The organism is Pseudomonas sp. CM27, assembly GCF_013179515.1.
Taxonomy (GTDB): Bacteria; Pseudomonadota; Gammaproteobacteria; order Pseudomonadales; family Pseudomonadaceae; genus Aquipseudomonas.
In genome coordinates, this window is sequence record NZ_JABMCN010000180.1 from 1 (window position 1) to 12,253 (window position 12,253).

Sequence of the window (12,253 nt, forward strand, 5' to 3'; positions counted from 1 at the left end):
TCAAGGCAAATGGCAGTAGCCGTTTGAGAGCATCCCGCTTGGGCAGCCGCAGCTGCCATTCATCGCGTGTTGCGCTTGGTCAATCACGTAGCAAAAAATCAGCCAGCCCGATACTGAAAGACCAATAGGTATATTTTTCAGCCGGTTACCGCGTTTTATTAAAAATACTCGGAGGTCAATGCCCCACAATTGGGTACTTTTCACCCCAAAACCAGTAAAAGCATATATATCAACTAGTTAGCGAATATAGTTAATGCCTCTAGGTGCTTTTTGCCAAACGAAAGTTCAACGACACTCGCGTCCCGTGGCCTTCACTGCTACTGAGCCGTACCGTGCCGCCGAAGCGCTCCATGATGCGTTTGACCAGCACCAGACCCACGCCCAGACCACCCTGTTTGGTGGTGAAAAACGGCCGAAAGGCCATGCGCTGCTGCGCTTCGTTCATGCCTTTGCCATTGTCTGACAGGCGCAGGATCAGGCTGCTCCGGTCTTGGCGCACCACCTCGATACGCAGCCGCCCACCCTGCTCCATCGACTCCAGGGCATTGGCGATCAGGCTGCTGAAGATCTGCCGCAGTAACGCCGGGTGGCCCAGCACCTGCACCGCCGGTAACGGCTGCAGGTCCAGGCTCACGCCGCCGCGCGCCAACGGCACGGCGTAGGTCTGCAGGCTTTCCTGCAATGCCTGTGGCAAGTCCACTGCCACGGCTTCATCGTTGAGCGGGCGCAGCGACTGCAACATCTGGCGGATCCACTGCGACATGCGGTCGACCTGACTGATGATGTCGTTGACATTGCGTTGCGCCGGGCCTTCGTCGAACGCCTGGGCCAGTTCGGCACTGGAGCGGATGCTGGCCAGCGGGTTGCGCAGGCTGTGGGCCACCGCCGATGACACCTCGCCCAGCGCCACATAGGTTTCATTGTTGATCAGGCGCTTCTGCTGCACCGCCAGCAACCGCGCTGCGCGGTGCATGATGCCGTACAGGCCGATGTAGACCAGCGCCGCGCCGACGGTGATCGCCAGCCAGATCAGGATCAGGCCATGCTCGATGCGCACGATCAGGTCGTGGGGTTCCTTGTAGATCTCGACCATGGCCATAACGTGGTCGCCATCGGCGTCGAACAGCGGAATGTAGTTTTCGATGAACAACTGCTCGGGCGGCGTCACGAATTTCTGCTCGGCGCGGGCCTGCTCGAAGTTGTGGTAGCTGGCCGAGACCCGCATCTTGTATTCAAACGCCCGATCCAGGTCGTCGTCAGCGTCGATCAGCTTGCCGATCAGCGCCGGGTTGCTGGACCAGATCACCGTGCGGTCCGGGGCATAGATGTTGGCCAGCAGCATGTCCGGCAGGTGGGCGATGTGGTCGAGGAACTCGCCGCGGGCCTTGCGCCGGGCATCAGGGTCGACACCCGGCAGGGCCATGTGGTCGGTACGCGGGTCGAGCAGTTCGCCCATCGTGCGCACATTGGGGATCGACACGTGGCGCACTTCGGCGTCGGCGATGGAGGTGATGAATTGCGCGGTGAGCAAGGCGTCGCGCTCGACACTTTCGTCGATGATGAACCGGCTGGAAATCAGCCCCAGCCCGGCGGCTACCGAAAGAATGATGGCCAGGCTGACCCAGGCGTACCAGCGCAGCAGGTTGAACGGCTTGCGCGGGGCGGCCAGCTCGCTACCGGCAGGCACATCCATAGCGTCGGAACGAGGGGCGATGTCCATGGCGGACTCCACAGCTGGGCACCTTGAGAAGGTTATAGCCCAGAGTTGGGGGGACCATGGTATTAAATTAATGGCGCCCGCCGAAGGGTATTACCCAGGCTGTGCACTCACCGCTGGCTCAGAGCGGCGAATCATCTGCCAGGCCCTGCAGCTTGCGGTACTCCCTCAGCACAGTCGGTACATAGCGCCGGGTTTCGGCAAAAGGCGGTACAGCACCGCGCCGCAGCACGGCATCCGGCCCGGCATTGTAGGCCGCCACGGCCAGGGTGATATCGTTGTCGAACAGCGTGAGCATGCGCTTGATGTATCGCGCACCGCCCTGCACGTTGTCTTCCGGGTCCAGCCGGTCCTCCACACCCATTTCGCGGGCAGTATCCGGCATCAGCTGCATCAACCCCACCGCACCGGCCCGCGAGCGGGCCTTGGGGTTGTAGCCCGATTCGGCCTTGATCAGCGCATGCAACAATGCCTGGGGTACGTTGTGGACCTTCGCCGCCGCCGCGACCACCTCGGCGTACGGCCGCCCGGTGATCATCTGTGCATTGGCCGGGCCGGCCAGCGCCAGCGGCTCGCTGATCACCTTTTCGTAGTGGCGCCCGGGTCGATGGACGTTGGTCAGTACGTAGCCGCCCTTGGCATCGATGGAAATATACACATCGGCCTGGGCAGCACCTGCCGTCAGCCAGATCAAACCAAGGATGAGTCCACGCATGTCGGTCGCCTCTTCGTCGTGGCCCCCGATGTGGGGGAAATGCCCCGGAAAACCCGAGGTCGATGACCACGACGCAAGCACTGTGCCGCTTCCTGTGCCGCATGGCGCAAGGCCCCGAGGCAGACGTGCACGGCTGTTGCATGGTGGCTGGAAACGCGTGTTCCCATGCAGTGGAGGTTTCATCATGCAGCGCAGAACCAACCCGCAACGCGGCTTCACCCTGCTTGAACTCCTGGTGGTGCTGGTGGTGCTCGGCCTGTTGGCCGGCATCGTCGCGCCCAAGTACTTCAGCCAGCTCGGGCGCTCCGAGGCCAAGGTGGCGCGGGCGCAGATAGAGGGGTTGAGCAAGGCCCTGGACCTGTACCGCCTGGAGGTCGGCCACTACCCCAACAGTGAGCAAGGCCTGCAGGCCCTGGTGGTCGCCCCCAGTGGCGAGGCCCGCTGGACCGGCCCGTACCTGCAGAAGGCCGTGCCGCAGGACCCATGGGGCCGCGCGTACATCTACCGGCAACCCGGCGAGAACGGCGGCGAATACGACTTGCTGTCGATGGGCAAGGATGGCCAGCCCGGCGGCGACGGGGAAAACGCCGAAATCACCAGTTGGCAGTAAGGAGAGCGGCCATGCGCTACAGCCTCAAGGCCCTGGGCAGACAGGGCGTGGTGCAATTGCAGATCGACGCCGATGACGCCGACCAGGCCCGGCGCCAGGCCGAACAACAGGGCCTGCGTGTGCTCAGCCTGCGCGGCCAGGGCGGTGCCCTGCGCGGCATGGCCTGGCGCCGCGAGGCCGCGTTCGACCTGGTGCTGTTCAGCCAGGAGCTTTCTACCCTGCTCAACGCCGGCCTGCCGCTGATCGACGCACTGGAAAGCCTTGCAGAAAAGGCCCCCGCTGCCGCAGCGCGCAAAGTGCTGAGCGAGCTGGTACGCCAGCTGTACGAAGGCCGCTCGCTGTCCCAGGCATTGGGCCAGCAGCCACGGGTGTTCCCGCCACTGTACGTGGCGCTGGTGCAGTCCAGCGAACGCACCGGCGCGCTGGGCGATGCCCTCGCCCGCTACATCAGCTACCGCCAGCGCCTGGACCTGGTGCGGCAAAAGCTGGTGGGGGCCTCGGTGTACCCCATGCTGTTGTTGCTGGTGGGAGGTGGCGTGGTGCTGTTCCTGCTGGGCTACGTGGTGCCACGCTTCAGCCAGGTGTTCGAAGGCATGGGCACCGAATTGCCCTGGCTGTCACGGGTGCTGATGCAGATCGGCCTGTTCCTGCATGCCCAGCAACTGCCGCTGGCCCTGGGCACCGTCGGTGGGGTCACGGCGCTGTGGCTGTTGCGCCGCCACCCACGGGTGCGACGCTGGGCGTCCTGCCAGCTGCGGCGCCTGCCGGCACTGCACCAGCGCCTGATGATGTACGAGTTGGCGCGCTTCTATCGCTCGCTGGGGATCCTGCTGCAAGGCGGTATCCCCATCCTCACCGCCATGGGCATGGCCCGTGGCCTGCTCGGCAGCGCGGCGGCGCAGGGCCTGCAACAGGCCAGCCAGCGCGTGGGCGAAGGGCTGCCGCTGTCTGATGCACTTGAAGCCGGGCAACTGGTCACGCCGGTATCACTGCGGCTGCTGCGCGCAGGCGAGCAGTCTGGCAACCTGGGCGAGATGCTGGAGCGCTGCGCCGACTTCCATGACCAGGAAATCGGCCGCTGGGTGGAATGGTTCGTCAAACTGTTCGAGCCGCTGCTGATGACCTTCATCGGCCTGCTGATCGGCCTGATCGTGATCCTGATGTACATGCCGATCTTTGAGCTGGCGTCGAGCATTCACTGAATCGCCAGCCCCGACCATGCGTGGCGTCGGTGAATGATCCGCACCTATCATTCAGCGTGATATTAACCTTCGGCCCGTTCGATTCGTGCCTTGCGCGCAACACACTCACACTCCGCCCACTACTAATACATTGGCGGAGTTCTCCATGGAACAATCACTCAAACCCTTGCGCTTCCCCCTCGCTGCCCTGGCAGTGGTGGTGATCAGCGCTTGCGGTCGAACCCCCGACGCCGTGCAGGCTCCCGCCGCGCCAAAAGTCACCGTGGCCAAAGTGCTCGAACAACCGATCAACGAATGGGACGAGTTCACCGGCCGCCTCGAAGCCCCGGAAACCGTCGAAGTACGCCCACGGGTCTCCGGCCAGATCGATCAGGTAGCCTTCACCGAGGGCGCCCAGGTCAGGAAAGGCGACCTGCTGTTCCAGATCGACCCGCGCCCGTTCCAGGCCGAGGTGCGCCGCCTTGAAGCCCAGCTGCAACAGGCCAAGGCCACCGCCATCCGCAGCGCCAACGAAGCCCGCCGCGGCGAGCGCCTGCGTGACAGCAACGCCATTTCTGCCGAGCTGGCCGAATCGCGCAGCAGCGCCGCTGCCGAGGCCCGAGCCGGCGTCGATGCGATCCAGGCCCAGCTCGACCTGGCGCGCCTGAACCTCAGCTTCACCCGCGTCACCGCGCCCATCAGTGGCCGCGTCAGCCGCGCCCAGTTCACCGCCGGCAACATTGTCAGCGCCGATGTCACCCCGCTGACCAGCGTGGTGTCCACCGACAAGGTCTACGCCTACTTCGACGCCGACGAGCGCGTGTACCTCAAGTACACCCAGCTGGCCCGTGAAGGCCAGCGTGGCCAGAGCACCCCGGTGTACCTGGGGCTGACCAACGAAACCGGCAACCCGCACCTGGGCCAGATGAACTTCGTCGACAACCAGGTCAACCCGCGCACCGGCACCATCCGTGGCCGCGCGGTGTTCGACAACCGCGACGGCCAGTTCACCCCGGGCCTGTATGCACGCCTGAAACTGGTGGGCAGCGCCCAATACGACGCCGTGCTGATCAACGACGAAGCCGTGGGCACCGACCTTGGCAAGAAGTTCGTGCTGGTCATGGACAAGGACAACAAGGCCGCCTACCGCGCCGTGGAGCTGGGGCCGAAGCTCGAAGGCCTGCGCATCGTGCGCAGCGGCCTTGGCAAGGATGACCGCATCGTGGTCAAGGGCCTGCAGCGCGTGCGCCCTGGCTCGGCAGTCACCCCGGAAGAAACCGCGATGGCCAGCGAACAGACCCTCGCCGCCCTCGCCCAGCAGCGCCAGGCGCTGGAGGCCAGCAACCCGGCGCCGAAAGTGGCGGGCAACACTGTAAAAGCCGCCAGCGCCCAAGCGCCACGCGGTTAAGGGACCACTCCGATGAACTTCTCGAAATTCTTCATTACCCGGCCGATCTTCGCCGCGGTGCTGTCGCTGATACTGCTGATTGCCGGTTCGATCTCGCTGTTCCAGCTGCCGATCAGCGAATACCCCGAAGTGGTGCCGCCCACCGTGGTAGTGCGCGCCAACTTCCCCGGGGCCAACCCCAAAGTGATCGGCGAAACCGTCGCCGCGCCGCTGGAGCAGGCCATCACCGGTGTCGAGAACATGCTGTACATGTCCTCCCAGTCCACCGCTGACGGCAAGCTGACGCTGACCATCACCTTCGCTCTGGGTACCGACCTGGACAATGCCCAGGTGCAGGTGCAGAACCGCGTCACCCGCACCCAGCCCAAGCTGCCCGAGGAAGTCACCCGCATCGGTATCACCGTCGACAAGGCCTCGCCCGACCTGACCATGGTCGTGCACCTGACCTCGCCGGACAACCGTTACGACATGCTCTACCTGTCCAACTACGCCATCCTCAACATCAAGGATGAGCTGGCGCGCCTGGGCGGCGTGGGCGACGTGCAGCTGTTCGGCATGGGCGACTACTCCCTGCGCGTGTGGCTGGACCCGAACAAGACCGCTTCGCGCAACCTCACTGCCAGTGATGTGGTGGCAGCGATCCGCGAGCAGAACCGTCAGGTGGCCGCCGGCCAGTTGGGCGCCCCGCCTGCCCCGGGTTCGACCAGCTTCCAGCTGTCGATCAATACCCAAGGCCGCCTGGTCAACGAGGAAGAGTTTGAAAACATCATCATCCGTGCTGGCGCCGATGGCGAAATCACTCGCCTGAAGGACATCGCCCGGGTCGAGCTTGGTTCCAGCCAGTACGCCCTGCGCTCGCTGCTGAACAACCAGCCCGCCGTGGCCATCCCGATCTTCCAGCGCCCAGGCTCCAATGCCATCGAGATCTCCGACGAAGTGCGGGCGAAGATGGCCGAGCTGAAGAAGGACTTCCCCGAGGGCATGGACTACAGCATCGTCTATGACCCGACCGTATTCGTGCGCGGCTCCATCGAAGCTGTGGTGCATACGCTGTTCGAAGCGCTGGTGCTGGTGGTGCTGGTGGTGATCCTGTTCCTGCAGACCTGGCGCGCCTCGATCATCCCGCTGCTGGCCGTGCCCGTGTCGCTGATTGGTACCTTTGCGGTGATGCACCTGTTCGGCTTCTCGCTCAACGCCTTGTCGTTGTTCGGCCTGGTGCTGGCCATCGGTATCGTGGTGGACGACGCCATCGTCGTGGTGGAAAACGTGGAGCGCAACATCGGCCTGGGCCTGAAACCGCTGGAAGCCACGCAGAAGGCCATGAGCGAAGTCACCGGGCCGATCATCGCCACCGCCCTGGTGCTGTGCGCCGTGTTCGTGCCTGCTGCGTTCATTTCCGGTCTTACCGGGCAGTTCTACAAGCAGTTCGCCCTGACCATTGCCATCTCGACGGTGATTTCGGCGTTCAACTCGCTGACCCTGTCGCCAGCGCTGGCTGCCGTACTGCTGAAGGACCACCATGCACCCAAGGACCGTTTCTCTCGGTTCCTGGAAAAACTGCTGGGCAGCTGGCTGTTCGCCCCGTTCAACCGCTTCTTCGACCGCGCCAGCCATGGCTATGTTGGCGGCGTGCGCCGGGTCATCCGCTCCAGCGGCATCGCCCTGTTCGTGTATGCCGGCCTGATGGGCCTGACCTACCTGGGCTTCTCGTCTACCCCGACCGGTTTCGTACCGTCGCAGGACAAGCAGTACCTGGTGGCATTCGCCCAACTGCCGGATGCAGCGAGCCTTGACCGCACCGAAGCGGTGATCAAGCGCATGAGCGAAATTGCCTTGAAACAACCTGGCGTGGCCGACTCGGTGGCCTTCCCTGGCTTGTCGATCAACGGCTTCACCAACAGCCCGAACAGCGGCATCGTGTTCACCCCGCTCAAACCGTTCGACGAGCGCAAGGACCCGAGCCAGTCGGCAGCGGCCATTGCGGCGGCGCTCAATGCCCAGTTCGCCGACATCCAGGACGCCTACATCGCGATCTTCCCGCCACCGCCAGTACAAGGCCTGGGCACCATCGGCGGCTTCCGCCTGCAGATCGAAGACCGTGGCAACCTGGGCTACGAAGCGCTGTACAAGGAAACCCAGAACATCATCGCCAAGAGCCACAATGTGCCGGAACTGGCGGGCTTGTTCACCAGCTACCAGGTCAACGTGCCGCAGGTCGATGCCGCCATCGACCGCGAGAAGGCCAAGACCCACGGCGTGGCGATCAACGACATCTTCGATACCCTGCAGGTCTACCTGGGCTCGTTGTACACCAACGACTTCAACCGATTTGGCCGCACCTACCAGGTCAACGTCCAGGCCGAGCAGCAGTTCCGCCTTGATGCCGAGCAGATCGGCCAGCTGAAGGTGCGCAACAACCTGGGCGAGATGATCCCGCTGGCAACCTTCCTCAAGGTCAGCGACACCTCCGGGCCGGACCGGGTGATGCACTACAACGGTTTCATCACCGCTGAAATCAACGGTGCAGCAGCCCCTGGCTACAGCTCCGGCCAGGCGGAAGCTGCGATCGAGAAGCTGCTGAAAGCGGAACTGCCCAACGGCATGACCTTCGAGTGGACCGACCTGACCTACCAGCAGATCCTCTCGGGCAATACCGCGCTGTTCGTGTTCCCGCTGTGCGTGCTGCTGGCCTTCCTGGTGCTGGCCGCCCAGTACGAAAGCTGGAGCCTGCCGCTGGCGGTGATCCTGATCGTGCCGATGACCCTGCTGTCGGCCATCACCGGTGTGATCGTGTCGGGTGGCGACAACAACATCTTCACCCAGATCGGCCTGATTGTACTGGTGGGGCTGGCATGCAAGAACGCGATCCTGATCGTCGAGTTTGCCAAGGATGAGCAAGCCAAGGGCCTCGACCCGCTGGCGGCGGTGCTGGAGGCCTGCCGACTGCGCCTGCGGCCGATCCTGATGACCTCGATCGCCTTCATCATGGGTGTGGTGCCACTGGTGTTCAGCTCCGGTGCCGGCTCGGAAATGCGCCATGCCATGGGTGTGGCAGTGTTCTCGGGGATGATCGGCGTGACGGTGTTCGGCCTGTTCCTGACCCCGGTGTTCTTCTTCCTGATTCGCCGTTTCGTCGAGCGTCGCCAGGCCCGCAAGGCCGAGCGCGTGCAAGTGCTGGAGAACCACGCATGAACCTGCTCAAACCCCTGACCCCAAGCCTGCTGGCACTGGCCCTGGCCGCCTGTGCAGTCGGCCCGGACTACAAGGCGCCAGCCACCGAGCCTGCGCAGCTGAGTGGTGACGTACAGGCCAAGGCCTATGACCGCAGCCGCTTCGAAAGCCTGTGGTGGAAGCAGTTCGACGACCCGGTGCTGAACCAGCTGGTGCAGGCTTCGCTGGAGGGCAACCGGGATCTGCGCGTGGCCTTCGCCCGCCTGAAGTCGGCCCGCTCGATTCGTGAAGACGCCGAGAACGATCAGTTGCCGGTAGTCACCAGCCGCGCCAGCAGCGACATCGGCAAGGGCCAGATTCCTGGCCAGGCGGATAACCGGGTGAACAGCGAGCGTTACGACCTGGGCCTGGACATGGCCTGGGAGCTCGACCTGTTCGGCCGGATCCAGCGCCAGATCGAGGCCAGCGAAGCTCAGGAAGGGGCGGCCGCCGCCGACCTGCAGCAGTTGCAGGTCAGCCTGATCGCCGAGCTGGTCGATGCCTACGGGCAACTGCGAGGTGCGCAGCTGCGCGAGAACATCGCCCTGGCCAACCTCAAGACCCAGCAGGAATCACGCAGCATCACCGAAACCCTGCGCGATGCCGGCGTCGGCAACGACCTCGACGTGGTTCGCGCCGATGCGCGCCTGGCCGGGGTAGAAGCCACCGTGCCGCAGCTGCAGGCCGCACAGGCCCGGGCGCGACACCGTATCGCCACCCTGCTCGGCCAGCGCCCCGACGCGCTCAGCGTAGACCTGTCGCCTAAAGCCCTGCCGGCCATCGCCAAGGCCCTGCCGGTGGGGGACCCGGGTGAACTGCTGCGCCGCCGCCCCGACATCCGCAGTGCCGAACGCCAGCTGGCAGCCGCCACCGCCAACGTCGGTGTGGCCACGGCCGACCTGTTCCCCCGCGTCAGCCTCAGCGGCTTCCTTGGTTTTACCGCCGCGCGGGGATCGCAGCTCGGCTCCTCGGCGGCCAATGCCTGGGCGCTGGGCCCGAGCATCACCTGGGCGGCGTTCGACCTGGGCAGCGTGCGGGCCCGCCTGCGCGGTGCCAAGGCCGATGCCGAAGGGGCATTGGCCAACTACGAACAGCAGGTGTTGCTGGCCCTAGAAGAATCGGCCAACGCCTTCAGCGATTACGACAAGACCCAGCAGCGGCTGTTGTCGCTGATGCGCCAGAGCGACGCCAGCCGCAAAGCGGCGCAACTGGCCTCGATTCGTTATCGCGAAGGCACGGTGGACTACCTGGTGCTGCTGGATGCCGAACGCGAACGGCTTAGCGCTGAAGACGCGCAAGCACAGGGTGAGGTCGAGCTGTACCGCGGCATTGTCTCGATCTACAAGGCCCTGGGCGGCGGCTGCCAACCGGAAGCGGTGGCCATCGCGCACTGATACATCCTGTTTCAACGGCTCCTTTGGTTGGATTCTCCCCCAGCCGTTTGCCCTGCAGGCTTTGGTCTGCGGGGCTTTTTTATGGGGGTTCATGATGTATGCCGCACCCTCTTCGGCGCTCGATGTGTGCATCACCTCAATACCGAGCCGAACACATGGCAGCCCTCACTCGGTCCCCCACCAGGCGCACGCCGCCCCCGGTTGCATTTCCCTCCCCACTGCCCCAAGCTCTGCCCTTCCCGTCGCCACGGTCCCATCAATGCCCAGACGCAACCGCTACCTGATTGCCCTGCTGCTGTTGACCCTGGTATCGGCCCTGTTCGGCTACCTGTGGCACGACGACCAGCCGGCCGCGCCGACCTTGCCAGCACACAGCTACGCCAAGGCCCTGCGCCAGGCTCACGAGGGCCAGCCTGGTGCCGCGCGGGTGCTTTACCAGCAATTGCAACGCAGCGACTTGCCGGCCATCCGCCGGGCAGCCCTGTACGCCGAATTGCCCAATTACCCGTCGCCCCAGGCATTGAAACTGGCACAACAGGACCTGGCGCATGCCGAGCCGCTGGTGCGCCGAGCGGCGATTGCCGGCATACGCCGCCTGCTGCCGCCGGCGCAGCGCAGCCTGGTGCTCGGCCCGCTGCTGGACGACGACGAGCAAAGCGTGCGCTTTGCTGCCGTAGACGCCCTGCTGGGCCTTGACCCCGACGCCATCGGCCTGTATTTCGGCCCGCTCCAGGCGGCCCTTGAGCAATACCAGCAAGCCCTGGAGCAACAACCCGAGGATGCCGACGCCCAAGTTCACCTCGCACGCCTGTACCTGCATGAAAACGACTACAACCAAGCCGCCACGGCCCTGCAGCGGGCGCTGGCGGTAGCCCCAGGCAACCTCGACGCCCTTGCTACCCAGGTGCGCCTGCTGGAGCGCCAGGGCCATCACGACACCTCGCGCCAGGTGCTGGGCAAGGCGTTGGCCCTGAGCCCGGATTCGGCCTTTCTGCAGTATGAGCTGGGGCTCTGGCTGAACCGTCATGACCAGCGCGAGTACGCCTTGCTGGCCTTGTCCCGCGCCGTCGAGCTGGACCCGGACAATAGCGACTACCGCTATACCCTGGCAGTCACCCTGCATGAGCTGGACCAACTTGACGCGGCCCAGAAGCAGCTGGAAATCGTGCTCAACCGGCAGCCGGCCAATCGCCGAGCGCGGGTGTTGCTCATCCAGTACTGGAAAGAGACCGGCCAGCTGCAGAATGTACAGGTGCTGCTGGCCGAGCTCGAACGACAGAACCCGGACGATCCGGTACTGCAGCAGGGCTTGTAGTGAAGCCCTGAATTTGTGTTGAACCTTGGGCTCACACCCAAGGTCCAGTGGGTATCAGGGCACCCCACAGGAGAGCCGTTTTGGCCAGTACATTGGCGATGGATGAACGTGCCTTGATCCTGGCACCCCCGCCCCTGGACGCGGACACTTCACGCCTGCTTGCCTCCGCCGGGATAGATAGCCTGTGCGCAGGCGACCTGGCCAACCTGCAGGCACGCCTGGCCGAAGGCGCAGGCGTGGCGATCATCGACGAGCAGGTGTTCAGCCAGGGCCCAAGCGCGTTGCTGCAGGCGTTCATCGACCAGCAGCCTTGCTGGTCGGACTTGCCCATTGTGCTGGTCACCCAGGGCGCGTGGTCGGCCAAAAGCATGGATAATCATCCGGTGGGCAATCTTGCCCTGCTGGTCTCGCCCTTCGAAAACACTCAGTTGCTGCACATGGCCCAGTCCGCGCTGCGCAACAGGCGCAAGCAGTACCTGGCCCGCGACCAGTTGCAGGACCTGCAGCGGCGCCTGGACGCCCGACCCAAGCAGCCCGGTGACGAGCAAGAGCCCAGCGAGTTCGCCCGCTACCAGGCCCGCAAGATGGAAGCCATCGGCCAGCTTGCCGGCGGGGTCGCGCATGATTTCAACAACCTGCTGACCAGCATTGGCGGCAGCTTCGAACTGATCGACCGGCGCCTGCGCCAGGGCCGCAACGATGG

General features: G+C 64.5%; 8 protein-coding genes and 1 pseudogene. 7 read left to right on the forward strand and 2 right to left on the reverse strand.

Features of this window, described 5'->3' with window-relative positions; all coding sequences use genetic code 11:
• Positions 1-259: 259 nt before the first annotated feature.
• Positions 260-1,720 (reverse strand): HAMP domain-containing sensor histidine kinase, encoded by a 1,461-nt coding sequence (locus tag HP547_RS20430; protein ID WP_172230159.1) that lies wholly within the window; start codon positions 1,718-1,720, stop codon positions 260-262.
• A 118-nt stretch (positions 1,721-1,838) separates the two neighbouring features.
• Positions 1,839-2,432 (reverse strand): transglycosylase SLT domain-containing protein, encoded by a 594-nt coding sequence (locus HP547_RS20435; protein ID WP_172230156.1) that lies wholly within the window; start codon positions 2,430-2,432, stop codon positions 1,839-1,841.
• A 184-nt stretch (positions 2,433-2,616) separates the two neighbouring features.
• On the opposite strand from HP547_RS20435, the gene gspG reads away from it, so the two are divergent.
• From gspG to HP547_RS20470, 7 genes and pseudogenes are all read left to right on the forward strand, one after another.
• Entirely contained in the window at positions 2,617-3,042 is a 426-nt protein-coding gene (gene gspG / locus HP547_RS20440; protein WP_014861762.1) for a type II secretion system major pseudopilin GspG, read from the forward strand.
• Positions 3,043-3,053: 11 nt separating this feature from the next.
• The gene (locus HP547_RS20445; RefSeq protein WP_172230153.1) at positions 3,054-4,244 is read left to right on the forward strand and encodes a type II secretion system F family protein; all 1,191 of its coding nucleotides are present in this window, start codon (positions 3,054-3,056) and stop codon (positions 4,242-4,244) included.
• Between the two features lie 145 nt (positions 4,245-4,389).
• A complete protein-coding gene (gene mexE / locus HP547_RS20450; RefSeq protein WP_172230150.1) occupies positions 4,390-5,631 on the forward strand; it encodes a multidrug efflux RND transporter periplasmic adaptor subunit MexE in 1,242 nt (413 codons plus the stop codon).
• A 12-nt stretch (positions 5,632-5,643) separates the two neighbouring features.
• Positions 5,644-8,823 (forward strand): efflux RND transporter permease subunit, encoded by a 3,180-nt coding sequence (locus tag HP547_RS20455; protein WP_172287276.1) that lies wholly within the window; start codon positions 5,644-5,646, stop codon positions 8,821-8,823.
• Positions 8,820-10,235, forward strand: coding sequence for an efflux transporter outer membrane subunit (locus HP547_RS20460; RefSeq protein WP_172287277.1), 1,416 nt, complete (start codon positions 8,820-8,822; stop codon positions 10,233-10,235). The genes HP547_RS20455 and HP547_RS20460 overlap by 4 nt, the downstream gene beginning before the upstream one ends.
• A 259-nt stretch (positions 10,236-10,494) precedes the next feature.
• Positions 10,495-11,550, forward strand: coding sequence for a tetratricopeptide repeat protein (locus HP547_RS20465; RefSeq protein WP_172287278.1), 1,056 nt, complete (start codon positions 10,495-10,497; stop codon positions 11,548-11,550).
• Between the two features lie 80 nt (positions 11,551-11,630).
• Positions 11,631-12,253 (forward strand): annotated as a pseudogene (locus HP547_RS20470) (hybrid sensor histidine kinase/response regulator); the annotation flags it as partial.

Bases quoted from the DNA above. Each gene is read 5' to 3' on its own strand.
- mexE (WP_172230150.1), top strand. From the start codon at position 4,390: ATGGAACAATCACTCAAACCCTTGCGCTTCCCCCTCGCTGCCCTGGCA.
- HP547_RS20430 (WP_172230159.1), bottom strand. From the start codon at position 1,720: ATGGACATCGCCCCTCGTTCCGACGCTATGGATGTGCCTGCCGGTAGC.
- gspG (WP_014861762.1), top strand. From the start codon at position 2,617: ATGCAGCGCAGAACCAACCCGCAACGCGGCTTCACCCTGCTTGAACTC.
- HP547_RS20445 (WP_172230153.1), top strand. From the start codon at position 3,054: ATGCGCTACAGCCTCAAGGCCCTGGGCAGACAGGGCGTGGTGCAATTG.
- HP547_RS20465 (WP_172287278.1), top strand. From the start codon at position 10,495: ATGCCCAGACGCAACCGCTACCTGATTGCCCTGCTGCTGTTGACCCTG.
- HP547_RS20435 (WP_172230156.1), bottom strand. From the start codon at position 2,432: ATGCGTGGACTCATCCTTGGTTTGATCTGGCTGACGGCAGGTGCTGCC.
- HP547_RS20455 (WP_172287276.1), top strand. From the start codon at position 5,644: ATGAACTTCTCGAAATTCTTCATTACCCGGCCGATCTTCGCCGCGGTG.
- HP547_RS20460 (WP_172287277.1), top strand. From the start codon at position 8,820: ATGAACCTGCTCAAACCCCTGACCCCAAGCCTGCTGGCACTGGCCCTG.